Genomic DNA, 25,343 nt, shown 5'->3' on the forward strand with positions numbered 1-25,343 from the left:
GGGGGGGGGGCGGCCGGGGGGGGGCCCCCCCCCCCAACGTTCCGATCACGCGCAAGCCGCTTCGAGCCACCTCAAGCAACACCAAGCAACACCGAGTAACGCCAAGCCGATCCAGATCAGTTCACCCCCTCCCGACGCAGATCAATCCCATGACTCAAACGCTGGCCAACCGTGCCAAAAGCTCACGCCGCGAGCGCCGGGCCCATGAACGCGCACAGCGTCGCGACGATGCACCCTGGCAGGCGCCCCTGAACGAATCGACCAATCCAACCGGCTTGCCGATCGCCTGGCCGTTGCTGCTTCTGTTCGCCTCGGGCGCGGCGTCGCTGATTTACCAGGTTCTGTGGATCAAGCAGCTCACGCTGGTGGTCGGCGTCGAGGTGCAAGCCGTCACCACCGGCGTGAGTGCTTTTTTTGCAGGCCTTGCGGTGGGCAGTTGGGTTTTGGGCAAGCTGGCGGACCGGCTGGTTCGACCCTTGCACCTCTATGCGCTGCTCGAAGCCGGCGTACTCGTGTTGGCGATCGTCAGCACATGGATGCTGCCGCATGCCGCGGCGCCATTTGCCTCGCTGCAAGATCGGATCGGACCGCTTGCCTGGGCGATACCCTTCGCGCTGGTCGGCTTGCCCGCCGTCCTGATGGGTGGCACGCTGCCGGTGCTGATGCGCGCGCTGCGCCCCGCCACCGCCCATATGGGCCGCTCTGGCGCCCGTCTCTATGCGGCCAATACGGCCGGCGCGATTGCCGGCACGCTGGCCGCGAGTTTTGTCCTGATTCCATGGCTCGGCGTGTTGGGCAGCGCCTGCGCCGCTGCCGCGCTGAATGCCGGCGCAGCGCTCGTCGCGGCATTGCTGGGGCGCAGGCAGCAGGCTTTTGTGCCGGTGGTCGAATTATCCGCACCCGCCACGGTTCCTGACCAGTCTTCAGCAGACATCGCGCATGACGCGTCTTCATCGGCGCCCGTGACACCTTCGAAGGCCCGTCTTGCGCTCGTGCTCTACGCCATCGCAGGCGGCGTCGCGCTCGGTTACGAGGTGGTGTGGTCGCAGGTGATCGTGCAATTCATCAGCACTCGCAGTTTCGCCTTCGCCGTGGTGCTGGCCACCTATCTGCTGGGCCTCGCGCTCGGCAGCGCCCTGGCGTCGCGTTATGCCGACCGGACCCGCGATCCGTGGGGCGCGTTTGCGGCGCTGATCGTGTCGGCCGGACTGGTCGCTCTGCTGGAAATTACCGTGCTGGGTAACGGGTTGCTGCACTGGCAAAGCCTTGCGCGAGACGCCGCATTCAGCGCCACCGGCAGCCTGTTGAGCGCGATGTGCGCGGGCTTCGCGGTAGCGGCCCTGTGCATTGTTTTCGTCCCTACCCTGCTGTTAGGCGCGGCATTCCCGTTCGCGTTGCGTCTTAACGTGGACAACCGGCATACGGGCCGCGACGTCGGCGCAGTCGTGGCGCTCAATACCGCCGGTGGGATCGCCGGCACCCTGCTGACCGGTTTCGTGCTCGTGCCGCAGTTGGGCCTCATTCACACGCTCGCAGCGCTTGCCGTCATCGCCTGCGTGGTGAGTCTCGCCGCCGTGCTGCGCGGCCAGAACGTGCGAGCGCTCGCTCGCTGGAGTGTGCCGCTCCTTGCCGTGCTGACGCTCGTCATTGTGATAGTGACGCCGTCCGACCGGCTCGCCACGCTCCTCGCCGAATCGCGCGGCGGCAATCTGAGCTTCTACGAAGAGAGCGCGGGCGGCACAGTGGCGGTCGTCGAACAGCAGGCCGGCCAGCGGCAATTCCGGCGACTCTATATCCAGGGAGTCTCCAACTCCGGCGACACGATGGCGTCGCGCCGGTATATGCGCCTGCAAGCGCTGCTGCCTTTGATCATCCATCGCGAAACGCCGCGCACGGCGTTGGTGATCGGACTCGGCACCGGCATTACCGGCGGCGCGCTGCTCACCTGGCCGGGGCTGGAGCATCGCGTGGTCGCCGAACTGTTGCCGGCCGTCGTGCGTGCCGCGCCGCAGTTCAAGGGCAACTACGCGATGAGCACCGACGCCCGCATGGACATCCGGATGCGTGACGGACGGCGCGAACTGCTGCGCAATGCCGAACGCTACGACCTGATCACGCTCGAGCCGCCACCGCCGTCGGCGGCCGGTATCGTCAATCTGTACTCGTCGGACTTCTACCGCCTGGCGGCGGCACGTTTGCAGCCAGGCGGCATCGTCGCGCAATGGTTGCCGTTACCGACGCAGAATGAAGAGGACACGCGCTCGTTGATCCAGAGCTTCATCCAGGTGTTTCCGCATGCCGCGTTGTGGACCACCGAGCTGCACGAGATGATGCTGGTCGGTTCAATGCAGCCGCTCGAACTGGACGTGCCGCGAATCGAGGCGCGTTTCGCGCAACCGCAGGTTGCCACGGCACTGCGCGAAGTGGGTATTGCGTCGCCGGCCGCGCTGCTGGCCACCTGGATCACCGACCGCGCCGGCCTCGCGTACTACGCCGCGGATGCCCAGCCGGTCACGGACGACCAGCCGCGCATCGAATACGCCACGTGGGTTCGTGAGGACGCCTTCCCGACGACGCTGACCCACCTGCTGGCACTTCGCACGGCCCCGCCGTTGCAAGGCGCCGATGCTGGATTGCGCACCGCCATGGAAAACTCGCGCAGCGCGTTGCAGAGCTTCTATTCGGCCGGACTGGATGCCTACAAAGGCGATCGGGAGGCCTGGGCGCAGGACATCGGCGATGCCGTGCACAGGGACCCGGATAACGCTTACTACCGGTGGCTCATCGGCGACGCTAACTAGGCGCCGTGTCAGCGCCCGTGAGACGGATTCCACGGGCGCGTTATTGGCGGTTATTGGCCGTTATCACGCGTTATCTTTCGACTCCGTGCCGATCGTACTTGAATTTCAGAACGATCAGTCTTAATATCGTCTCACCATGAGACGAACCCCTTCTTCTGCCCGCCCCGCCACTGAGTCGCCCGAGCGCGGGCGGCCGCGTGAATTCGATCTTGACGAAGTCACCGGGATTGCCGGCAAAGTCTTCTGGGAGCAGGGCTACCATGCCACGTCGATTGAATCCTTATGTCAGTCGACCGGCCTGTTCCGGGCCAGCCTTTACAGCACGTTTGGCGACAAGCACGGGCTTCTTGTCGCCGCATTCGACCGTTATGCGGAAGGCGCCATTGCTCGCCTGAAAGAACGGCTAGCCGTCGATCTGCCGCCGCAGGAAGCACTTCGCGCGGCTTTGCTCCATTACACCGAGGTCGCCAGCAAGCTGTCGGGGCGCCACGGATGCCTCATCACGAATGCCGCCATCGAGATGTTGCCGGCCGACGAGGCTTTACGCCCTCACATCGAAACCACCTTGAGACGTATCGCCTCGCACCTTGTAGCCGCGGTGGTCCGCGGCCAGCAAGCGGGCGAATTCAACGCCGAACTCGACGAGCAGTCTGTCGGCAACTTCCTGCTCTGCATGGTTCAGGGCTTGCGCGTACTGGGAAAAGTGAATGTCAGCAAGCGCGAGCTGGTGTCGATCGTCGACATGACGATGCGAGCGCTGGTCTAAAAAATTTTGCTTATTTCTGGAACGATCGTTCATGAATAAACCCATCGAATTTTTGACCACACCGGTGCCGGTGCCGGGCACCCAGCCAGTCGGCCTGGCTGGGAAGTCGATTCGTGGCCGCTACTGGAAGGGGGTCGCGTTTTGCGTGATGGCGACCATCCTGATGGGCATCATGTTTCCGGTGATGACGAGCGCTCTCGTGCATGTCGACCCGTTCACGTTTACGTCGCTCAGATACCTGATCGCCGGTGCAGCGTTTCTTGCCCTGCTGCGGGCCAAGGAAGGAAAGCAGGCGCTGAAGGCGAACGGGGAATCGCTGGCATTGGCGTGGCTGCTCGGGTCGGTCGGTTTTTGCGGATTCGGATCTTTCGTCTTTCTGGGGCAACAACTGGCGGGACGCGAAGGCGCGCTGACTGCGTCGATCATGATGGCCACCCAGCCGATGATGGGCCTGCTCGTGAATTCGATCGTGCGCAAACGCCGGCCACCGCTCTATTCTTTTCTATTTATCCTGATGTCGTTCGCCGGCGTCTCGCTGGTGGTGACAAAAGGGGATATCGCGGGCGTTCTGCGTGAACCGCAGCATTATTCGGCGAATGCCTTAATCGTGCTCGGCGCGCTGTGCTGGGTGATATACACCTTTAGTGCGTCCCACTTCAAGAACTGGTCCGCACTCAAATACACGACAATTACCACCTGGCTCGGACTCACCACGATTATCGGCCTGAACGTTTTGCTGTTTGCGCTTCACGTTGTGCCGGTGCCGTCGGCAGGCGCATTGCGCGCAATCGTCCCTCACCTTCTCTATATGGGCCCGATCGCCGGCTTTATCGCGATCCTGTTCTGGAACATGGGTAACAGGATTCTCACTCCGCTCAACGGCGTCCTGTTCATGGACGTGCTACCCGTCACCACTTTCGTCGTCTCTTCGCTGACCGGCGTGGTGCCGGGATATTGGCAGATTACAGGCGCATGCATAACCGGCGCCGCGCTGATTTTCAACAATGTCTATTTGCGGCGTCAGGCTCGGCCACCTGTGCAGCAAAGGTAGTGCGCCGAATGCGGGCTGCGGCACGCCCACGCGCGCCGCAGCCCGCAACCGCCTTATTGCTTCGACAGTTGACCGTAGCCGATCACCGAGTTATCGGCCGCCTTGAACAGATAGACGATGGTCCGCCTGTACAACGTCGTGCTGCCGGAAACGGGCAGGAACGTGATTGCCGCATTCCCCGTATAGGTCGCGCCCGAATTCAAGGTGCAGGTGCTCGTCGTGCCCGTCACGGTCATCGTGTACAGGTTCTTGCTCGAACCCGGCGTGGTCAACGCCAGGGTGCCCGTGACAGCACAACCTTGAATCGTGCCGCTGAGGCCGCCGGCATTGTCGACCGTAATCGAAGTCGACGTTTGTGCCCACGTGCCTGCAACGCTCGACTGGGTGACCGCGAGCGCATTCGCCGGGTCGTACTTCAGCGCGAGATTCACGGTGCTGCCGTTGGCCGAATAGCTGCCCGTGAAAGTCTGGTTCGCGGCGATCGTGCCGCTTCCCAGGCTGGCGGTGTACCTGATGCTGCTGAACGTCTCGAAGCCGGTGGTCAAGGCCCAGTTCGACGCCGCGGTGGAGATCGTCCCGAAGAAGGTCCCCGTGACGAAGGAGAACAGGCCGTTGAGGTAGGAAAAGTTGCCGGCCGGGTCCAGGAAGGCCGTCATGTTGGTTGAGACCGATTGCGTCCAGATCCCTTCAGAACCGTTACCGGTGGCAGCCGTCGAGCCGGCTTGCGGGGACGTCAGGCTCGGCAGGGCCTCACCGCTCAAGACCGGTGCCGGCGTCGGAGCAGCAGGTGCAACGGCCGGTGTGCTGGCCGATTGGTGGGTCGGCGTGCCGCTATCGCCGCCGCCCCCGCCCCCGCACGCGGCCAGCGTCATAGAGCCCAGCATTGAAACGAGTAGAAGTGATTTTGATTTCATTTTCATTTTATTTGTTCAGAGTGCGGACTCTCAATGCCGCAAAATGATTGGTTGGATCTCGATTTACCCTGCGCAAAATCGCGCCATCTTGTATACGGCAGTAAAAGAAAAGTCTTTAACACTTACTGAAGAATTGCTTTTCGATAATGCGGACTTGACGAAAATCGTTTTTTGCGATTCACGCCGGCATTGGCACGAGGCTTATTATTCGAAACGCATGGAACGCACTCGCGCCAAATACGAATATGTCTATGAATATCAACGACGTGGAGCCGGTGAATCACTGGCAATGGCTGATGCACCATGCCGGCACACTGGAAAGAGTCGAAACGAAACGGGCGCGCTGGTAAAGTGCCCCCTGATCCTGTTGCTCCCCTAACGCATTCACTCACCTCGCGACGCCGCAATGCCGCTCAAGCAAAGTCCAGGAGGCGTCCGCGCCTCGCTCGTGCACCGCGCGCCGTCGCTTCCGGCCATCCCGGCCGCCGGTGGCCTATGCCTTTCTTTACAGGGGTGCGCGCTGCGCGGCGCGCCTTCGTATGAAATCTTCGGCGCCTATTTCCCGCTCTGGTTATTGAGCGCGGTGGTCGGGTTCGTCGGCGCAGTCATCGCCCATCGGATCTTCGTCTCCACGGGGTGGGTGCGGATCGTCCCGTATCAGCTCTCCGTCTGCATGGCAATCGGCCTGACGGTCGCCGTGCTCTTCTGGCTTTCGGGAACAGGACAGCTCTTATGAAAATTGCCGGCAAGCGCCTGGCCTCCGTCAAAGGCCGCCTGATCGCGGGCGTGATCGTCGTAATTGGCGTTGCGGCGGCCTGGTATGGCTATGACCGGACCAACCGGTTCCCATCAACCGATGACGCCACGATCGACGCCGACGTCGTGCACGTCGCGTCGCCCGTCGGCGGCCGGATCATCCGGCTGCCGGTGCAGGAAAACCAGCGGGTCGCAAAGGGCGACGTACTCTTCGAGATCGATCCCGTGCCTTATCGGCTTGCGCTCGCGCAAGCCCAGGCCGATCTCGAAGTGGCTCGCGCGGCGCTCGAAACACGGCGCAGGTCGCTGGTCGGCGAGCGCGCCAATGCGGCCATTGCCGGCGACCAGACCGGCAAGGCGGCACACAACTACGAACTGGCCTCGCGCACCGTGCAGCGGCTCACGCCGCTGGTGGCGAAGGGCTATGTGCCGGTCCAGCAACTGGATCAGGCGCAGGTCGCGCAGCGCGACGCGGCGTTGTCGCTCAAACAGGCGCAGGAGCAGAAGCAGGCTAGCGCACAGACGATCGGCGACGAAGCCGGCGCCGTCGCCACCGTGCATGCGCGCGAGGCCGCTCTCGCGCTCGCGCAGCGCGGCCTCGACGACACCGTGGTGCGCGCGTCGCAGAACGGTTTCGTCACGGGGCTGTCGGTTCTGGCGGGCGAGACGATCGCGCCGCATCAGTCGATCTTCACGCTCGTCCACGCGGACGAATGGTTCGCTGTCGCCAACTTCCGGGAAGGCGCGCTCGCGCGAATCCAGCCGGGCGATTGTGCGACCGTCTACTCGATGATCGACCGCAGCCAGGCGATTCGCGGCAAGGTGGTCGGCATCAGCGCGGGCGTGGCCGATTCGGACCGGATCAATCTGCCGCGCACCCTGCCGATCGTCCAGCAGTCCGTGAACTGGGTGCGGGTCGCCCAGCGTTTTCCCGTGCGGGTGCGGCTCGACGAGCCGGCCGCCCGGCTGGTGCGGGTCGGTGCAAGTGCGATAGTCGAGGTCCGGCATGGCGCAGCCTGCCGGTGATCTCGCCCGACCGGGCCCCGCCGATATCCTGAAGCTGCTTGCGCCCTATCCCGGGCGCGCGGCCATGGCGGCCCGCATCGCGCTGATCTGCGCGTTGACGGCGTTCGTGACGAGCGCATACGGCACGCCCGAAGCCGCGATCTCCGCCTATGTCGTGTTCTTTCTGAACCGGCCCGACCGGGTCTTGAGCGTGGTGCTGAGCTCGGCCCTGCTCGTGCTCGTCACGTTGATCATCGGGCTCGTCATGGTCGTGGCCATGGTCGCGCTCGACGATCCCATGTGGCGGGTCGCGTGCATCGCGGTGCTATCGTTCGGTCTCCTGTTCGTGACCTCGGCGAGCAAGCTGCGGCCGGTAGGCGCGATCATCGCGATGATCGTCGGCTTTGCGCTCGACGAACTCGGCAGCGTCCCGTTCGGCGAAGCGGCGACCCGCGCCCTGCTCTATGCATGGCTGATGGTCGCGATTCCGATCGGCGTGTCGATCGGTGTCAACCTGTTGATCGCACCGTCGCCACGCAAGCTCGCCGGCCGCGCGCTGGCGAAGCGTTTGCGGCTCGCAGCGCAAAGCCTCGCCGAACCCGAAGCGGCGGCCGACGCGCTCAGTGCGTGCCTGCGCGAAGGCGATGCGGAAATCGGCACGTGGCTCAAGCTTTCGGTGGTCGACGGGTCATCGGCGCGTACCGATGTTGCTCCGCTGCGGCAAGCGGTGTCGTCGACGCTGGCGATCCTGGTCGCGGCCGATCTGGCGGCGCGCGAACCCTCGGCGCGGCTGCCCGCAGCGTTCGCCGCACCGATTGCCGAAACGCTGGAGAACATGGCTCGCATACTCGAGGCCGGCGGCTATCCGGTCGACATCGAACTGAGCCTGCCCCGCGCGACCGAACTGACGTCGCTGGCGAGGATCGTCGCCGAGGATCTGCGTGATGCGATCACCCGCTTTGCAGTGGTCGAAGCACAACCTCACACGAGCGCGCCCCCATCTGCGGGCAAGCGCGGCGGGTTCTTCCTTCCGGATGCATTTAGCAATCCCGATCATGTCCGCTACGCACTGAAAACCACGGTGGCGGCAATGTTCTGCTATCTGCTTTATTCGCAGATCAACTGGCCGGGCATCCATACCTGCTTCATCACCGTCTATATGGTGTCGCTCGGCACCACCGCCGAGACCGTCGAGAAGATGACGCTGCGGATCGCCGGGTGTCTCGTGGGCGCCGTCCTGGGTATCGCCGCAATCGTGTTCGTCACGCCGGTGCTGACATCCGTCGCCGGGTTGATGACGCTCGTGCTGGTCGGTGCATGGCTGTCGGCATGGATCGCTTTCGGTTCGCCACGGATTGCGTATGCCGGCTTCCAGATCGCCCTGGTGTTCTTCATGTGCGTCTTGCAGGGCGCGGCGCCGGGCTACGATCTAACGCTCGCGCGCGATCGCACGATCGGGATCCTGATCGGCAACGTGGTGGTCTATCTGGTCTTCACCCGCGTGTGGCCGGTCACCGTGGCCGCGCGCGTCGACACGGGCCTCGCCGCGCTGCGGCAGCAGTGGGCGCGGCTGGCAGCGCTGCCTGATGCCGTCACGCGCCGCGCACTCGCCGCGAGCGCCATGGCTCAATGCGGGGCGTTGAAACAGGACCTCGCGCTGATGCATTACGAGCCGTCGTGGGTCCGCCCCGACCCGCAGTGGATCGTCGGACGCCGCAGCACGCTAGCCAAACTCGACGCGCTGGAAGGCCCCATGTTTCTGCTCGCCGAGCGTCGACCGGGCGATGCCGCGGTTGAAGGCTGGCTCAAGCGGGTGGTGGATGAACCTGATCTATCGGCAGGCGAAAGCGGTACTGCGGGGGCGGCGTTGCCACTCACGCAAGAGCCGGCTTTACCCGTCGCCCCCAATGCCGCTTTGCGGGAAGTAACAATCGGTGACGACACACGTCCCGCTTTACACCGTCTCGGCGATGCACGCCTCACTCAACTCGAACACGCTGCGTTGAACGACGCAGCGAAGGGACTCGCCACTCATGCGCCGGCTTAACCCTTCATTCGCACTGGCGATCCTGGCCGCAGCGGGTTTGGCCGGCTGCGCCACGTCATCGCTGGACATGGCGCCGGACAGCCCCGACCGTCCGTGGCAACCGCAGACGGACGCGGCCGGCGCGATCGTGCCTGGACCTGCGGCTGCTGCGGGTTCGGCCAGTGCCGCCAGTTCGGTTAGCCCGGCTGCTTCGGCCGTATCGGTCAACGCCACTAACGCCGCCAACGCCGCTCGCGGCTATCAACTTCCCGCGAACCCCGCGCTCGCCGCCGTGCCGCCGCCACCCGCGCTCGACCAGGCGCATGCATACGACCTGTCCGAACTGATCGATCTCGCGGAATCGGCGAACCCGCTGACCCGCATCGCGTGGAACGACGCGCGCAATGTGGCGCTCGCGGCCGGCATCGCGAAGAGCGCGTACCTTCCGCAACTGTCGGTTGCCGCGATGGGGCAATACGCCGGTCTTCATAATTCGGAGACGTCCGTGCTCGGCGATTCGTCCTCGAGCGCAACCGGGCACGGCATGACGTCCGTGGTCGCGCTGCAATGGCTGCTGTTCGATTTCGGCGGACGTGCCGCGCGCGTCGAGGCGGCGTCGCAAGCATCGGTGATGGCGAACATCGGTTTCACCGCGGTCCACCAACAGGTCATTTTCGACGTCAGCGTCGCGTTCTACACGTACCAGGCCGCGCGCGCCCGCATCGTCACGACACAGCAAGGGCTCGGCAATGCCGAAGCGATCCTGGCCGCGGCACAGTCGCGCTACAAGCATGGCATCGGCACGGTCATCGAAGTGGCGCAGGCCAACCAGAATCGCGCACAAGCGAAGCTCGCGCTGGTCCAGGCCCAGGGCGCCGACAGCAACAGCTATCTCGCGCTGATTGCCGCGATGGGGATTTCCCCGCTGTCCAAACCCAAAGTCGCGGAGATGCCGGCGCACACGCTCCCCGCCATGACGAACGATTCGATCGACCAGATCGTGTCGACCGCGATCGCCAGGCGGCCGGACGTGCTGAGCGCCTATGCGGCAGAGCGGGTCAATCTCGCGAAAGTGAAAGCCGCCGAATCGGACTTCATGCCGAAGGTGTTCCTCGCGGCGAACGGCGCGTACAACACTGGCAGCTCGGCGATTTCAGCGGTGCCCGCAATCGGTCAGCAACTGCCGACAGTGAATCTGAGCGGCGGCCGCTACGGCGGCAGCGTGATCGTCGGCGTGACGATTCCGCTGTATGACGGCGGCCTGCGCTCGGCGGTGCTCGCGCAGGCGCGCAACGACGCCGACAGCGCGTCGACGCGTCTGACTCGAAGCCGTGAAGAAGCGGTCCGGCAAATCGTTGCCGCGCAGAATACGCTGCAGACCAGCCTTGCCGCGCAGGCCGCGGCGAAAGAACTACTCGTCGCGGCGCAGACGACCTACGACGCCGCGTTCGACGCCTATCGGCAAGGAGTCGGCTCGATCACCGACGCGCTGCTCGCGCAGAATCAATTGCTGGCGGCAAAAAACGCAGACGCAGATAGTTACAGCAGTGCGTTGGCAGCGGCGGCGGCGCTCGCGCTGGCGACCGGATCGATCGAGTCGATTTCGATGCGGGATAATGGCTGAGTCGCGTGGCGCATGAAAGGATAAAGACAGAATGAGCTTTTCGGCGATTGTTGTCGTACTGATCTGCGCGTGTTGCTGGATCGCCGTGGTCATTGCGAAGACCGGGCTCATGCGCGAGAAACGCGGCGTGCAAGATCAACATCGAGATCAACAGCAAAATCCGCGAGGTCAGCAAATCCTGCGAGAGGCACTCGATAAACACAAACGTGACGTGCCCGACGTGCGGAACGTACGCGAAGTCCGGGACGTCCGAGCCGTAAGTCTTCTGAAAAATCTGAAGACGCGCAGGGACAGGCGCGAGTAAGCACATCGGGCCGACATGCGAAGCGTGTGGCCGCATCGACGGCCATCCCACGACGGTGCACGTTTTTTGCTTCTCCGAGGTAGCTGTCGCAAAGCGTCACGAGCGCGACAGACAGGCGGGAACCAGGCCCGCCGTGTCGGGCATCTGCCCGGCCGACCCGCAGCGGAGGCGCTATGCGAGCAATCCATGACACGGTTCATCCGGTACGTATTGCAATTCTCGCCGGAATGATTTCACTGCTTACCGCATGCGGCGGGCACGGAGGCAGTTCGGGTAGCGGCAGCAGCACAAGCACGCCGCCGGGCGGTGTCAATCTGCAAGTCGTCTCGTTCGGCGACAGCCTGTCGGACGTCGGCACTTATGCGCCGCTTGCGAGCGCGGTCGGCGGGGGGCGCTTCACGACCAACCCAGGGCAGGTGTGGGATCAGGACGTCGCGCAGTACTACGGCGGCTCGTTAGGCGCCGCGTTTACGATCGACATCGGCCATCAGTTGAATGCGCAAGGCGGTTTCGGCTATGCGGAGGGCGGCGCCACCGTGGCAACGCCGGCAAATCAGTACGACTTTCTTTCCGACGTGATCGGCAATGTCGAAATGCCGGTCAACCAGCAGGTGTCGAGCTATCTGGGCGCGCACGGGAGCTTCAACGCCAATCAGTTAGTACTGGTCTGGGCAGGCGCAAACGACGTGCTTCGCGCCGGTTCGCTACCGGCCGCGGCGCCGACCGTGCAAACGGCGGCATCCGCCCTCGCGCAGCTTGTCGGGCAGATCGTTCAGAACGGCGCCACGCATGTGGTAGTGGTCAATGTGCCGAATATCGGCCTGTCGCCCAAAGGCATCGCCTCGCCCGACGGCGGGGCCAATCTGACCCAGTTGTCGCAACTTTTCAACGAGGACCTGAACGCTGCGCTGCAGGCCGATGGTGTGCAAGGCAAGGTCATCCAGATCGACGCTTACACATGGGTGGATCAGATCATTGCGAACTATCAGGCCAACGGCTTCACGGTGACAAATACCGCCCAGGCCTGCGACCCCACGAAAACGCCGGATGACACGGCGTTGCTGTGCTCACCGGCGACCTACGTGACATCCAATGCCGACCAGACCTATATGTTCGCCGACGACCTTCATCCGACGACGCATCTGCATGCGCTGTTTGCTCAGTATGTCGAGCAGCAGATCGCCCTGAGCGGGCTGGGGCACTGAGTGATGATCGAGAACTGAATAACCTGGCGTTTGCGCAGCGTCATTTCAGGCTGCCGGCAAGAAACTGCCCCAACCGTTCGCTCTTTGGATTGACCAGGATGTCTTTGGGATCACCTTCCTCCTCAATCTTGCCTTTGTGCAGAAAGACGACGTGATTCGATACGTTGCGGGCAAAGCCCATTTCGTGCGTGACCACGATCATCGTGCGCCCTTCTTCGGCCAGCGCCTGCATGACTTTCAACACTTCGCCGACCAGTTCCGGGTCGAGCGCCGAAGTGGGTTCGTCAAACAGCATGACCTCAGGCTCCATCGCCAGAGCGCGTGCAATGGCTACCCGCTGCTGCTGACCACCCGAGAGATGGGACGGATATTTGTTCTCCATACTGGCCGTGAGTCCCACCTTGGTCAGATACTTGCGAGCCCGCGTCTGCGCCTCGGCGCGGCTCAAACCCAACACGCTGACCGGCGCCTCGATAATGTTTTCGAGCACGGTCATGTGCGCCCACAAGTTGAAGTGCTGAAACACCATCGACAGCTTCGCGCGCATTTTCTGCAGTTGCTTGCGATTGCTCACCTGCAACGCGCCCTTTCTATCGCGGCTCGTCTGAATCTCTTCCGCGTCGACAGTGATACGTCCGGAGCAAGGTTGTTCGAGAAAATTTATGCAACGCAAAAAAGTGCTTTTCCCCGAGCCGCTCGACCCGATGATACTGATGACGTCACCGGCCTTTGCCTTGAGCGACACACCCTTCAGAACCTCGTTGTCACCAAACTTCTTGTGCAGATCGTCGACAATCAGCTTATACATGCTCGATACACTCCATCATGGCTGCGGGTAGCCGGGTTCAATGCCCTTGAGGTTTCAGAAACGCCAGCATGCGTGTTTCCATCCGGCGAAATGCCCATACCAGCGTAAACACGATGGCGGCATACAACAGGGCGGCAATGCCGTATGCCTGGAAGGAAGCGTAGGTTGCGGAGTTGACGTCGCGCGTCACTTTCAGAATGTCAGGTACCGTGGCGGTGAAAGCGAGCGTTGTGGCGTGCAGCATCAGGATGACTTCGTTACTGTAGTTGGGCAGTGCTCGCCGCAAGGCGGACGGCAGGACGATACGGGTGTAGAGCTTGAATTTCGACATGCCGAAAGCCTGGGCGGCCTCGATCTCACCGTACGGTGTCGCCTTTATCGCGCCTGCAAATATCTCCGTGGCGTACGCGCACTCGTTCAACGTGAACGCGAGCAAGGTGCAATTCATCGCGCTACGGAAGAAAGCGTCGAGCAATGCGTGTGAGTGCACGACCTGCAGGCTGTAGAGGCCTGTATAGCAGAGCAGCAACTGGACATAGAGCGGCGTGCCGCGGAAAACATAGGTATAGAGCCAGACCGGTCCGGAGATCAAGCGGTTACGCGACGAGCGCGCAACGGCAAGGGGAACGGCAAGACAGAAACCCAGTCCGATCGAAGCGACGAGCAACCACAGGGTGACGACAAGACCGCTGTAGTGATAGCCGTCGGTGTACAGATAGTTTTGCCAATATTGCCTGACGAGTTCAATCACAGCGTGGCCCTCCGTACGCCCATGGAATAGCGCTTTTCCAGCCAGATCAATACAAGATTCGACACGGTTGTGATCACCAGATAGATCGCGCCCGCGGTCAAGGTGAAAAAGAAGAACTGCAACGTACTCTTGCCTGCATCCTGAGACGCCTTGACCACATCGGAGAGGCCGATGATCGAAACCAGCGCCGTGGCCTTGACCAGGACTTGCCAGTTGTTGCCGATACCCGGCAGGGCAAAGCGCATCATTTGCGGGAACATGATCCGGCTAAAGACTCGCCATGAACTCATGCCGTAGGCAAAGCCTGCTTCCAGTTGCCCGCGAGGAACCGCGAGAAAAGCGCCGCGAAATGTCTCGGTGAAGTAAGCCCCGTAGATAAAGCCGAGCGTGATAACGCCGGCAACAAACGGGTCGATGTCGATCTGATCGATACCCAGCGAGTCGGTCAGATTATTGAGCAGGATCTGGATCCCGTAGAACAGCAGCAGCATCAGTACGAGATCGGGAACTGCGCGGATCAGCGTCGTATAGGTCACGCCGATGCGCGACAGTATCCGGTTGGGCGACAGTTTCGCCGCGGCGCCACCCAGCCCCAGCACAAACGAAGCGGCCAGCGACAACATCGCCAGCTTGATCGTTTCCCACATGCCCGCGAGAAGAAGCGGGCCATACCCGTGAAATGACATGCTTAGGTATCCTTGATGGAGAAGCGTTTTATCGCGCGGCACAGTTGCTGCGCACGGCCGGTTTCGGGAGCTTGAGCAGATGACGCCGCGCAGCCGCGCGGCGAGTGTGTCGTGTCGTTCCGCGAGAAAAGCGCTGAGCTACCGCTCAGCCGCCATAGACGTCGAAGTCGAAGTACTTCTTCTCGAGCTTCTTGTAGGTGCCGTCCTTGATGATGTCGGAGATCGCCTGGTCAACCTTTACCTTCAGATCGGCGTCGTCCTTGCGCATGCCGATGCCAGCGCCATTACCCAGCACCTTTTCGTCGACGATATCCTTGCCGGCGAATGCAAAGCCTGCGCCGCGCGGGGTCTTCAGGAAGCCGATTTCAGCTTCCACCGCATCTTGCAGCGATGCGTCGAGGCGCCCCGAGAGCAGGTCGGTATAAACCTGATCCTGGTTCTGGTACGGCACGACCTTTGCGCCCTTCGGCTCCCAGTAGGTCTTCGCGTAGGTTTCCTGGATCGTGCCCTGTTCGACGCCGATCGTCTTGCCTGCCAGCGATTGCGGCGTGGGCAGCAGCGGCGAGCCCGTCTTCGCAACGAGGCGCGTCGGCGTGTTGAACAGTTTCGCCGAGAAGGCAACCTGTTCCGCGCGTTGCGGCGTCTTCGACATCGACGACAGCACGCCGTCGAATTTCTTCGCTTTCAGTGCGGGAATCATGCCGTCGAAGTCGTTTTCGACCCACACGCATTTGGCCTTCAAACGCGCGCAGATTTCGTTGCCGAGGTCGACGTCAAAACCGACCAGCTTGCCGTCCGGGCCCTTGGACTCAAACGGCGGGTAGCTGGCGTCCACGCCGAAGCGCACGGTCGACCAGTCTTTTGCATACGCACCGGTTGCAATGGCGGCAAGCGCGAGGCACAGGACAAACTTCTTCATAAACTCTCTCCAGAGACGGACTTCGAGGCGCTGAACGGTACAAGGGGCGAACAGCCCCTAATCCGTGGGTTCTGCCCGGCAATGCTGTATAGACAGGATGGTCTTGATTCGTATCCGTTCACATCGTCAGATGTTGTATAGACATCATAGTAGCGAGTTGCCTTTCGACATCGCAACTAGGGTTTGCGCGCATGATGCGCGATTTACGCTCGAATTTACGGGAGTTTACAAATAGCTTCGACGAGTTTGAGACCTGCTATTCCTAGTCAAATTGCCCATGTTGTATATACATATCGGGTTTTTCGGTTCCATGCAAAGCTGTCTAGACAGGATCATGCAAGATCTCAGTTGAACGCGACATAAGCCGCCACTAGGATCATGCAAGCGCCGAACACCCATCCCTGGATCCGCACCGCACGTGCTGATCGAAACCGGCGGAGAATCAACTGGCCACCCGCTATCCACGGAAAGTGGCACGCCACGCACACGAAAAGAAACGCGGTCGTGAGCTGGAAAACCTGTGTCGGGAGCGCTTGCCCCGGATCGAGAAACTGCGAAAACATCACCAGAATCATCGAGTGAATCTTGGGGTTGAGGAGCACGGACAGGAATCCGTCACCGGCTCGCAGCCGCACCGCGCCCTCCTCGCCACTGCTCGGCGATGTAACTGACGAACGGAAAAACCCCCAGGCAAGGTAGAGCAGATAGACGGTGCCCGCCCATTTGAGCAGCATCTGGATTTCAGGGTGACCATGCAATGCCTTGCCCAAACCCATTCCATAGATGAAGCACAGCACCAGATTCGCCATCTCGAAGCCGGCCCAGAACGGGATCGAACCGGTCACGCCGTAGCGGCCGCCGGCGGTCGCAAGAACCGTGTTGCCAGGCCCGGGGCTCACGACCATGGGGACGGTGTAGCCAAAAAACAGGATCCAGATGTTCCATGAAATCATGAATAAACCTTATGTCGGCAAAGAGTCGGGAAGGGCCGGAAACAGCACGTCCACCCAGGGCGTGTGTGATTAGAAGCGACTTCCTCCCGGCTCACAAACGGGTTATCTTCATGCTCTCGATAAGATGAAGTAATCGACCAATCCATGCGACGCCTGCCTCCGCTCGGTGCGCTGCGGGCCTTCGAGGCTGCGGCGAAGCACCTGAGCTTTACCCGTGCCGCGGCTGAACTTTGCGTGACACAAGCCGCCATCAGTCATCAAATCCGTCAGCTCGAGGAATGGCTGGGCGTGCGCCTTTTCGAGCGTCGAGGGCATGCGCTCAAGCTCACTGCAAAGGGCGAAACCTATCTTCCGGAACTGGCTGGCGCGCTCGATCGCATTGCGGCGGCAACCGTGCGCCTCATGGAGCCTGATGAACGACCGCTGCGCATTACCGTTCTGCCGTCATTCGCTTCGCGATGGCTGGTGCCGCGTCTTGACGCGTTTCGCGCTTTGCATCCGGAAATCGACGTGCGCCTCGATAGTTCGGCGGACGTCTGGCCGTTTGCCACCGAACGCTTCGATCTTGGCATTCGCTCAGGACTCGGGAAATGGACAGGTCTGAAGACCGACCTGATCGCGCGGGAAACGCTGAGTCCGGTCTGTAGCCCGAAACTCGCGGATGGGCCGCCTGCCATTCGGGTTCCGGCTGACCTGCGCCACGTTCGCTTGCTGCACGATACGCCGAGGCAGGGGTGGCAACGCTGGTGTGACGAGGCCGGAGTGGACGGACTCGACATGGAGGCGGGCGCTTCGTTTAACGACGCCAGCCTCGCATTGCAAGCCGCCGTGGATGGACAGGGGGTGGCGTTAGGCCGCCTCACGCTCGCTCAGGACGAGCTTCAGAGCGGCCGTCTGGTACAGCCGTTCGGCATTGTGTTGCCCAACGACTACAGTTACTGGCTCGTCTATCCGCCGGCCGCAATGAACCGCCCTAACGCCGCGGCATTCCGCACGTGGCTGTTGTCAGAGGCATGAGGAGAGTGATGTCATGGAGCGCACCGAATTTCTCGCCGCCACCCGGCAATTGGCCGCCGCCGCTGAGATTCTAGCCAAGGCCGGCCCACAAAGTCTGCAGTCCGATGCTTTCCAGATGCTCGCGTTCTTTCGTCAATACGAGCATGCAGCGCCCGGTTTGAATGCGCCAGCAACCTCCGACGACACCCTGTTCGCACGCACGGGTCACGCCGCCCTCACCATGGCAGGGCGCAATGAATTTGCGGCGTCGCATGCGCTTCTCAGGCAGGCTCAAGCGCTTTTGTCCGCTGCGTAAAAGCAGTGGTCATGGGCGCTGCGAGTCAAACGAAAGAGGCGCGCTCATCAGCGCTCCGCCTGCTCAAAGCATGCGTTGCAAGACCTTGTTACGCGCGATCAACTGATGCTTGATGACCGCGAGCACGTGCAGCGCGACCAACCCGGCCAACAAAGCGCAACTCGCGCGATGTACGGTGAAGAGTTCGTCGGTCAGCGCGCCTTTCGAAAAAGGCGTGTGAATCTCGATCAGGCCGAAGAACGAATAACCGTTCGGGACCATCAGGAAGCCGCTCGCCAGCACCGCAAAGATCGTTACGTAAATCAGATTGTGAACGCCGCTTGCCAGCAAACGTTGCCACCCCGGCATACCCGGCATTGCGCGAGGTTCGGCCCGGACGAACTTCCACACCACTCGCAACGGAAAGAGCACGATCAGCACGGTGGAGATCGACATATTCAGTCGCGACAGGAAATCGTGTACGGCTCCGCCAGCCATGTGGGCCAACGTGTAGCCCGCGACACTCGCATAGATGATGACGGCGGCGAAAATCCAATGGAAAAATCGCGTGAGAGCGTCGTAACGATGGTCGGCTCGCGCGCTCTTCGGCTGACACGTGTTATGCCCGTCAAGCAGACCGTTCTGCGGCGCCGCGGCGCGCGGCTCAGCTGGTTGACCGCAACCTTGTGTTGCTTCTCGCGGCATCCAGTTCACAGACATGTTCAGATCCAAAGTCCAAAGTCGTTAGGCCGTTTCGAAACGTCGATGTACGGTCCGCGCCTGGCTGGTTGCCCGCGAACACTGTCCATACTTAGTGCCGTCCAGGTCACCCACTTCCCGGGCAGCAGCGCATCCTACCTATCGTGCATTGGCACGTCAATAAAAACGCAAATGACAATCATCCGCATTTACAAATTCATTCGCACGGCTTTCGCCGGGCTTGCGCTGAGGCCCTGCTACCTGGGGGGCGAGTAATCCGGGGCAATGGACGGTCTGGTTGAGCGGGTTAATCCGCCAACGCTCGCAGCACGAGCGACGTGTCCCAGTAGAACGGGCTGAGTTCGAGAATCCTCCCGTTCCGGATGACGAAGTGCTGAAGAAGCGGCCAGTCAACCGCAACGCCACTGCGCTTCGCGACGGCATAAACGTGCGACCGGCTAAAGATGTTCTCGTCGATCGTGTAGAAAGTCGGGTCGACTACGTCAAGACTCGACCATTGTTGGGCAAAAGCTTTCATCCATGCCTCGAAGCCCGCGTGCCCCCGCCAGATTCCCCCATACGGAAGCGACGCAGCTTGACGAATCACGCACTCAGCATCAAGTATCTTCGCAATCGGCGAGAAATCTTCGCCATCAGACGCGAGATACTGCGTTTCGGCTTCGTAAAACGCCATCAAAGTCGCAAATGCATCAGGTTCGGCACCAGTCATTTTTACAACTCCATTAGCATTACTACATACCTTATCAACAAGATCGGAAGACGGATATATCACGCCACTTCTCGCGCTATATCTCCCTGTTCCGTTCGTTGAAGGCTTTTTTCTTCGCCCTGTTGCCGCAGCCGGCACCCACCATCGAACACCAACGCCTGTTCGCGGTGCGACTTGTGTCGAGGAACAACATCTTGCATGCGGGCTCTTCACATGCCTTCAGGCGCGTGTCAGGTTGCGACGCAAGCAACTCAATTGCATCCCGGGCAATAGTGGAAAGAACACACGCATAGCCGTCAACGGGTACCTTTCGCAACGTCGCGGCATCGTTCCCGATTTGCAGCCCCACCGGCGCTGCGGCCGCCAGATCGTTCAATACGTGCAGATCGCGCCTGCGAGGCGGCAACCCCTCAAGCATTCCCTCAAAGACCATGATCAGCACGCGTCGCAGCGCCTTGACCCGGGCGAGATCATCGTCCGAAGCAGGTATAGGTGAGTCCAGCAGTCCGGCTTCAACGGTCCAAACCTCAAGATCCTCCGCGGTATTGAGTCGCTCGATATCTCTATGGCCGCGCTCCCCTAGCGTCGAGGCGAGATCAAGGCACAATCGGTCCGCGGTAAATCGAAAATTCAGATCGTCAGCAGTTATCGACATCGGAGCCTCAGATAAAACGTGCCCGCCTGAACAGGGTCTGGCGCATAACCGCTCGTGCACAGGGTCGGCCGCGGCAGGTGCCGCGATCCTGGCTGGTACGCGAGCACTCACGTCTCGCGGCCTCTGGCGTTGGAACCATATTAGTAGGTTCCACATTTTCTGACAAGCTTTAAAGCGTCAGGCCTGCCCCTCGGGGAAACCAGTTGAACGGGGCACATCGCCGAGCTGCAACTACATCGCGGACGCGACTTCCCGAAACGGCGAGTGACCGGATGACGACTGGCGCAATGCCCACGCATCGCTCGCGGCCACAATCGCGCCTTGCAAAGCGGCGCCGTGACCGAAAGCGGCAATCGCCACCTCTGGCGGATAAGGGACGGCTCGCGCCAGCAGCGAACGCATGCCATCAGGAATGCCAGGGATACGCGCCATACCGCCACCGATCACAATCCGCGACGGATCCAGCATCAGCGTCAGATTGACGACGTGCCTCGCGAGGCTGCCGAATGCGTCCTTGATCAGCGCCGCCACCTGGGGTACGGAATCCTGCAACGCGAACGCTTCGTGCGTACTGACATGTCGTCCCAGCAGCGCGCTCACGCGATCGGCAATCGCACGGCCGGAGACGAAGTTTTCCAGCGACGCGCCGCCGTCGGCGAATAGCACGTCGTCCGGCGCGCCGCGCAACTGATAGCCGATCTCGCCCGCCGCGCCATTCGCGCCGCGCAGCACTTTTCCATCGATCACGGCAGCCGCCGCCAAACCCGTTCCCAGGTTCAGATACAGGCCGCAATCGACGCCGGCAAGCGCACCACAGCGGGCTTCCGCCAGCGCCGCGGCTTTGACGTCGGTTTCGACAGTGATGCACTGGGCAGCAAAGCCTGTGCGCAGTACATCGCGGAGTGCGAGCCGATCCCAACCGGGATTGTTCGGGGCGAGCCGGATGCCGTCGGGTTCGATAATGCCGGGCGTGACCGCGGCCACCGCCAGAAATCGCCGCTCCACACCGGCGCGCGTCTTCGCAATCAGCGCCCGCGCGGCTTCGAACATGCGTTGCATGACGGTGTCCGCGCCCTGCTCCGCCAGGGTCGGAATTTCCGCTTCATGAAGGCGCTGTCCGGCTGGCGTCGTGGTCGCCATGGCGATCTTGGTGCCGCCGAAATCGATAGCCAGCAGGAATCCGTGTGCGTCAGCGCCGGTGCGCTGGATTTCATCCAGGTCTTTAACGTGCATGTGTTTCGGTTTTCGCTGTTGCAATACTGTCCGCCTGGCGTTCGAGAAACACCTCACGGATAGGCTTCGGACCAAACGGCCATTGCCGCGCGACACGCGCCCAGATCAGGAACGCGATCAGCCCGAGGACGAGCCAACCGGTCGACATCAACTGGGATTGACGGTCTGTCGCATAGAAAACATAGAGCCAGCCAACCAGCGCGACCAGGCTCGGCACCGGATAGAGCCACTGCCGATACGGGCGATGCAAGGTCGGCTGACGGCGACGCAGCACGGTCAACGCCGCGATCTGCGCCACCGACTGCAGCAGCACCGCGACGGCGACCAGCATATTGATCACCGAGGTCAGATCGAAAAACGTTCCGGCCGCGGTGACCACGCCCATGACAAGCAACGCGACGTGTGGGAAGTTGTGCTTCGGATGCAGTTTGCCGAATGCGGCAAGAAATACGCCGTCGCGGGCCGCATAGAAAGGCACGCGCGAACCGCCGAGCAGTCCTGCAAATACCGACGCAAGCGCCGCCACCAGGATCAGAACGGTGACTACCGCCGCCGCTGCATGCCCCCAATTGCGCGACACGACGAGCGACGCGACCGAGGTCGATTTGGCCACCTCCTGCCATGGCACCGTGCCGATCACGCCGACGTTCAACGCGAGATAAAGAAACATCATGGCGACGATCGACACGATGATCGAGCGCGGCATGACACGGCCGGGATTCTTCAGTTCGTCCCCCATGTACGCCGTCGTGTTGTAGCCCGCGTAGTCGTAGATGGCGATGATCAGACCCGCACCGAGGCCCGTGAAGAACTTGCCGAGATCGCCCGCGTCGGGCGGCAGTGTCGTGGCAAGGTTCAGATGGAAGTTCGAGTACGCGGCGGCAATGGTGAGCCCGACCGCAAGCATCATGATGATCCACAGCACCGCGCTCAAGGCACGGATCGACTCGATCCGCCGATACAGCGCGAGGACGACCAGCGCGGTCGCGCCGACGCCGATCGCGTGCGTCTGCCACGCCGAAAGCGTCGGCAGGAAGAACCCCAGGTACTGGACAAAGCCGATGATGCCCGTGCTCATGATGAGTGGAATGGACAACATCGCGGTCCAGACGAACAGAAAGGGCATCAGCTTGCCGGTGCGGTACTGGAAGGCTTCGCGCACGTAGAGATAGGTGCCGCCCGCGCCCGGCATCGCCGCGCCGAGTTCCGCCCAGACGAGGCCGTCCGCCATGGCCAGCACCGCCCCGAGAATCCAGCCGATGACGGCAAGCGGCCCATTCATCACGGCCACGATGGCCGGAATGGTCAGGAATGGGCCCACGCCGCAGATCTGAATCATGTTCACCGCGGTCGCCGAGAACAGGCCGACGGAACGCTGGAAATGCGGCGCTTCGGTCGCGGGCCGCTCGGCCACGTCAGCCAATGCGGGTGGGGACGGCTCCTGCCAGGCGGAATCGCTCATGTATGTCTCCTTGCGGCGCACGCCGCGTTGATAGTCAGATGCTCCGGGGCCCATCTGTTTTTTTGCGAATGATAGGAAACTTTCTTTACTAATGCAATCGAACCAAAAATGTTTTCGGTTCGAATCGACGGCGAGCGGCTTGCCCAGCCGGACAGTCGTTGATAGGATCGGCCATCCCGAAACCAGACGCCCCATGCACGCGCATAGAAAGAACAGCCGGCCGACAGTCACCGTCACCCGAGGTCCCGCGTTCGTCCGTCAGGGCAACGAATGGGCCATCTACCAGCATCTGTTGTCGCTGGCGCCCGCCTCCAGCCCGCAACTCGCGCAGAGCACCGGGCTGTCGAAGGTGACGGTCTCGGCCGCACTCGCCAATCTCGAACGGCTGGGACTCGTCGAACAGACCGGCGTGCGCGGCGGCAGCGCGGGACGCTCCCCGCGTCTTTACGCGCCCCGGGCGCGAGCAGGTTTCGTGGTCGCGATCGACGTCGGCGCCGAATGGATACGGGGCGCGGTGGCCGATCTGACCGGGACAGTGGTGGCGCGGCTCGACAAGCGCACTCCTGCCCGCGTGGAACGGCTGGTCGCCCGAATCGTCGAGCTCGTCGGCGCAATGCTTGAAGAACAGCACATTTCGAAGAGCGAGGTCCTCGCAACCGTGCTCGGCTCGCCGGGCGTGCTGGATGCGGAAAGCGACCGGCTCCGTCTCGCGCCGAACCTGCCGGATCTGGAGCGAGTGGGATTGATTCCGTCACTGCGGGAAACGCTCGATACCGACCTGCTGGTTGAGAACGACATCAACCTGGCCACGCTCGGCGAACAGCAGCACGGCCTGGGGCGCGGCGTCGACAACTTCGTTTTTATGTGGGTCGGCACCGGTGTCGGGCTGGGGATCATCGCCGATGGCAGGCTGCATCGCGGCGCCCATGGTTTTGCCGGCGAGATTGCGGTGCTGCCCGCGGCTCCGGTGGTCGGCTCGAAGTCCGATGGTATCTATCGCCCGATGTTCGAGGTGTCCGCCGCGGCGAAGGGAATCGTTGCCCATGCGCAACGGCTTGGTCTCGACGTGGCCAATGCTGAAGCCGTATTCGTGGCGGCTCACGCGGGCGATCCGCGCGCACTCGACTGCGTCGCGGAAGAAGCGCGACAGCTCTCGTGGGGCCTCGCGTCGATTATTCCGATTCTCGATCCGAAGCTGGTTGTGCTCGGTGGCGGTATTGGGCGAAGCGGTGCCCTGCTTCTACCGACGATCCGGGCTCATCTCGCTGACTGGCTGCCCATTCCTGTGCCTGAGTTCGCGGTGTCGGCGACTGCCACCGATGCCGTGCTGCTGGGAGCGATTGTTTTAGGCGTCGAACGCGGGCGGCTTAGAGCGTTTGAGCGGCTGGGGTATGCGACTTCGTAGGGTGACAAGGATTCCGAACTACTGGATATCGACTAGTGGCGGGTTTAACCCCCGCCCATGAGATAGCCAGTCAGCCGGGACTTAGGCCTGGCCGCCCTTCCCGGAAAGACCAATAATCGCCTGTAGTGCGACGACGCGCGCCTGTGCGAACACCATGCCTTTCCATGCGTCGTAATCGCAGTAAAAAACGTCTTTCAGGTCGCGCCCGATCTGCTCCGACTGTTCAGCGGATGCATCCGGATGCCGATGCAGCCAATGGTCCGCGCGCAGCGCATGCAAGACCCGCGACGTCTCATAGGTTCCAAATTCGAGGCCGAGCGTGGTCTTTTCGACTGCCGGGAATCCCTCGTAGACGGTATTCATCAACGGCCCGTCGATCACGGCCGACACTGAACGCGGATCGACGATCTGTTTGACATCGGCGCCCCACCAGTCACGCGCTCGCTGCAGTTCAGGCAGGTCGTCTCTCATGAAGATTTTCTCGCCGTGACCATGCGCGCCGAGACCGGTATGGATGTCCACCCACGCCAAACGATCGACGTTGGGCAGGTGCGCGCCGAGAATCGCGTTGACCTCACGCGTGCTCCAGCATCGCGAGCTTCCGCCGTAGAACATGCCGTCGGGCACTTCGTATTGCCCCTTCGTCACGGTCTCGCGCAACTTGCGCTCGCCATGCTGCCGGATGTAGCCGGCAAGCGCGTCATTGTCGGCATCCGTCGGAGGCCACGTCTCAGGCAGGAGCAACGCGTCGAGTTCCCTGTAATCCGGGTTGGCGCCGTTAGCCATGCTGAAATCAACGCCATTGCGATTCAGGTCGACATTGTCTTCGTTCACTCTGCGCAGATGCGCAAACCCATAAGGATTGACAGCGTGAATGAGGAGCAGCGCGACCGCCTCATGCCGCAGTTCGTCCAGAAAATCCGTGTCGTTCAGCAAGCCGACCTGGCATCCCGATCCGCAAAACCCCTCCACGCCGTGCGTTCCAGACGTGATGACGAGCAGTGACCTGGCGTTGCCGGGCGAGAACAGCGCGGAATCGATCGACAGCGCCGCTCCATCGGGCCCGATCCTGTGCGGATGAAATACGCGCCCAACGCTCATGCCCAAAGCCTGAGAGGCGCCAAGAAATTTTTCTCGCGCTTCGACGTAGGTGGCTGAAAAGTAGTTTTGTACCGCCATTTCAATGTCTCCAATCTTTGTATGAACGCCGGGCGATGAAGCCATTCCTTTCTTCGCTGAAGGATAGCGCTGCTCCGTTCTCATCTGTTCCGCCCGCCTGTAACCGGCTCGTGAGAGATT

25 protein-coding genes are annotated in these 25,343 nt (G+C 61.9%); 13 read left to right on the forward strand and 12 right to left on the reverse strand.

Annotated features, from left to right (window positions below; genetic code table 11):
• The first annotated feature begins 149 nt into the window (after window positions 1-149).
• From PQR67_RS20150 to PQR67_RS20160, 3 genes are all read left to right on the forward strand, one after another.
• Window positions 150-2,801 carry a fused MFS/spermidine synthase gene (locus tag PQR67_RS20150; RefSeq protein WP_408462920.1) on the forward strand — a complete coding sequence of 884 codons (2,652 nt, stop codon included), beginning with the start codon at window positions 150-152 and terminating at the stop codon, window positions 2,799-2,801.
• 136 nt (window positions 2,802-2,937) lie between these two features.
• Window positions 2,938-3,567, forward strand: coding sequence for a TetR/AcrR family transcriptional regulator (locus tag PQR67_RS20155; RefSeq protein ID WP_408462923.1), 630 nt, complete (start codon window positions 2,938-2,940; stop codon window positions 3,565-3,567).
• A gap of 31 nt (window positions 3,568-3,598) precedes the next feature.
• Complete coding sequence (locus tag PQR67_RS20160; protein ID WP_408462926.1) at window positions 3,599-4,618, forward strand: DMT family transporter; 1,020 nt, start codon at window positions 3,599-3,601, stop codon at window positions 4,616-4,618.
• A gap of 53 nt (window positions 4,619-4,671) precedes the next feature.
• Here PQR67_RS20160 and PQR67_RS20165 read toward each other — a convergent pair whose 3' ends face one another.
• Entirely contained in the window at window positions 4,672-5,274 is a 603-nt protein-coding gene (locus tag PQR67_RS20165) for a hypothetical protein (protein WP_408462929.1), read from the reverse strand.
• Here PQR67_RS20165 and PQR67_RS20170 point away from each other — a divergent pair.
• From PQR67_RS20170 to PQR67_RS20200, 7 genes are all read left to right on the forward strand, one after another.
• Window positions 5,273-5,911 carry a hypothetical protein gene (locus PQR67_RS20170; RefSeq protein WP_408462932.1) on the forward strand — a complete coding sequence of 213 codons (639 nt, stop codon included), beginning with the start codon at window positions 5,273-5,275 and terminating at the stop codon, window positions 5,909-5,911. The two genes, PQR67_RS20165 and PQR67_RS20170, sit on opposite strands and share 2 nt — an antisense overlap.
• Before the next feature lie 27 nt (window positions 5,912-5,938).
• The gene (locus tag PQR67_RS20175; RefSeq protein WP_408462934.1) at window positions 5,939-6,268 is read left to right on the forward strand and encodes a hypothetical protein; all 330 of its coding nucleotides are present in this window, start codon (window positions 5,939-5,941) and stop codon (window positions 6,266-6,268) included.
• The gene (mdtN, locus tag PQR67_RS20180; protein ID WP_408462937.1) at window positions 6,265-7,314 is read left to right on the forward strand and encodes a multidrug transporter subunit MdtN; all 1,050 of its coding nucleotides are present in this window, start codon (window positions 6,265-6,267) and stop codon (window positions 7,312-7,314) included. Before PQR67_RS20175 ends, mdtN begins: the two co-directional genes overlap by 4 nt.
• Complete coding sequence (locus PQR67_RS20185) at window positions 7,295-9,340, forward strand: FUSC family protein (protein ID WP_408462940.1); 2,046 nt, start codon at window positions 7,295-7,297, stop codon at window positions 9,338-9,340. Before mdtN ends, PQR67_RS20185 begins: the two co-directional genes overlap by 20 nt.
• Window positions 9,327-10,943, forward strand: coding sequence for a TolC family protein (locus PQR67_RS20190; RefSeq protein ID WP_408462943.1), 1,617 nt, complete (start codon window positions 9,327-9,329; stop codon window positions 10,941-10,943). The genes PQR67_RS20185 and PQR67_RS20190 overlap by 14 nt, the downstream gene beginning before the upstream one ends.
• A 31-nt stretch (window positions 10,944-10,974) precedes the next feature.
• Window positions 10,975-11,247 (forward strand): hypothetical protein, encoded by a 273-nt coding sequence (locus PQR67_RS20195; protein ID WP_408462946.1) that lies wholly within the window; start codon window positions 10,975-10,977, stop codon window positions 11,245-11,247.
• A 173-nt stretch (window positions 11,248-11,420) separates the two neighbouring features.
• Window positions 11,421-12,452 carry an SGNH/GDSL hydrolase family protein gene (locus tag PQR67_RS20200; RefSeq protein WP_408462949.1) on the forward strand — a complete coding sequence of 344 codons (1,032 nt, stop codon included), beginning with the start codon at window positions 11,421-11,423 and terminating at the stop codon, window positions 12,450-12,452.
• A gap of 40 nt (window positions 12,453-12,492) precedes the next feature.
• Here PQR67_RS20200 and PQR67_RS20205 read toward each other — a convergent pair whose 3' ends face one another.
• The 5 genes from PQR67_RS20205 to PQR67_RS20225 form a co-directional block, all read right to left on the reverse strand.
• Window positions 12,493-13,260, reverse strand: a complete 768-nt coding sequence (locus tag PQR67_RS20205; protein WP_408462952.1) for an ABC transporter ATP-binding protein — start codon at window positions 13,258-13,260, stop codon at window positions 12,493-12,495.
• Between the two features lie 37 nt (window positions 13,261-13,297).
• Window positions 13,298-14,011 carry an ABC transporter permease gene (locus tag PQR67_RS20210; protein WP_408462954.1) on the reverse strand — a complete coding sequence of 238 codons (714 nt, stop codon included), beginning with the start codon at window positions 14,009-14,011 and terminating at the stop codon, window positions 13,298-13,300.
• Complete coding sequence (locus tag PQR67_RS20215) at window positions 14,008-14,697, reverse strand: ABC transporter permease (protein WP_408462957.1); 690 nt, start codon at window positions 14,695-14,697, stop codon at window positions 14,008-14,010. Before PQR67_RS20215 ends, PQR67_RS20210 begins: the two co-directional genes overlap by 4 nt.
• A gap of 145 nt (window positions 14,698-14,842) precedes the next feature.
• Window positions 14,843-15,616 carry an ABC transporter substrate-binding protein gene (locus tag PQR67_RS20220; RefSeq protein WP_408462960.1) on the reverse strand — a complete coding sequence of 258 codons (774 nt, stop codon included), beginning with the start codon at window positions 15,614-15,616 and terminating at the stop codon, window positions 14,843-14,845.
• Between the two features lie 344 nt (window positions 15,617-15,960).
• Window positions 15,961-16,569 (reverse strand): LysE family translocator, encoded by a 609-nt coding sequence (locus tag PQR67_RS20225; RefSeq protein ID WP_408462963.1) that lies wholly within the window; start codon window positions 16,567-16,569, stop codon window positions 15,961-15,963.
• A gap of 144 nt (window positions 16,570-16,713) precedes the next feature.
• On the opposite strand from PQR67_RS20225, the gene PQR67_RS20230 reads away from it, so the two are divergent.
• Both PQR67_RS20230 and PQR67_RS20235 read left to right on the forward strand, forming a co-directional pair.
• Window positions 16,714-17,586, forward strand: a complete 873-nt coding sequence (locus tag PQR67_RS20230) for a transcriptional regulator GcvA (RefSeq protein WP_408462965.1) — start codon at window positions 16,714-16,716, stop codon at window positions 17,584-17,586.
• Window positions 17,587-17,599: 13 nt separating this feature from the next.
• Entirely contained in the window at window positions 17,600-17,881 is a 282-nt protein-coding gene (locus PQR67_RS20235) for a hypothetical protein (protein ID WP_408462967.1), read from the forward strand.
• A gap of 63 nt (window positions 17,882-17,944) precedes the next feature.
• On the opposite strand, the gene PQR67_RS20240 is transcribed toward PQR67_RS20235, so the two are convergent.
• From PQR67_RS20240 to PQR67_RS20260, 5 genes are all read right to left on the reverse strand, one after another.
• Window positions 17,945-18,580: a cytochrome b gene (locus PQR67_RS20240; protein ID WP_408462970.1), complete on the reverse strand. Its 636-nt coding sequence runs from the start codon at window positions 18,578-18,580 to the stop codon at window positions 17,945-17,947.
• Window positions 18,581-18,866: 286 nt separating this feature from the next.
• A complete protein-coding gene (locus tag PQR67_RS20245; protein WP_408462973.1) occupies window positions 18,867-19,289 on the reverse strand; it encodes a nuclear transport factor 2 family protein in 423 nt (140 codons plus the stop codon).
• A 76-nt stretch (window positions 19,290-19,365) separates the two neighbouring features.
• Complete coding sequence (locus PQR67_RS20250; protein WP_408462975.1) at window positions 19,366-19,944, reverse strand: CGNR zinc finger domain-containing protein; 579 nt, start codon at window positions 19,942-19,944, stop codon at window positions 19,366-19,368.
• A 231-nt stretch (window positions 19,945-20,175) separates the two neighbouring features.
• Entirely contained in the window at window positions 20,176-21,177 is a 1,002-nt protein-coding gene (locus PQR67_RS20255) for an ROK family protein (RefSeq protein WP_408462977.1), read from the reverse strand.
• A complete protein-coding gene (locus PQR67_RS20260; RefSeq protein WP_408462980.1) occupies window positions 21,167-22,639 on the reverse strand; it encodes an APC family permease in 1,473 nt (490 codons plus the stop codon). Before PQR67_RS20260 ends, PQR67_RS20255 begins: the two co-directional genes overlap by 11 nt.
• A 193-nt stretch (window positions 22,640-22,832) precedes the next feature.
• Here PQR67_RS20260 and PQR67_RS20265 point away from each other — a divergent pair, with 193 nt between their 5' ends.
• Window positions 22,833-24,044: an ROK family transcriptional regulator gene (locus tag PQR67_RS20265; protein WP_408462982.1), complete on the forward strand. Its 1,212-nt coding sequence runs from the start codon at window positions 22,833-22,835 to the stop codon at window positions 24,042-24,044.
• A gap of 81 nt (window positions 24,045-24,125) precedes the next feature.
• Here PQR67_RS20265 and PQR67_RS20270 read toward each other — a convergent pair whose 3' ends face one another.
• Complete coding sequence (locus PQR67_RS20270; protein ID WP_408462985.1) at window positions 24,126-25,223, reverse strand: M14 family metallopeptidase; 1,098 nt, start codon at window positions 25,221-25,223, stop codon at window positions 24,126-24,128.
• Window positions 25,224-25,343: the final 120 nt, after the last annotated feature.

It is taken from the genome of Paraburkholderia fungorum (assembly GCF_046026025.1).
Taxonomy (GTDB): domain Bacteria; phylum Pseudomonadota; class Gammaproteobacteria; order Burkholderiales; family Burkholderiaceae; genus Paraburkholderia; species Paraburkholderia fungorum_E.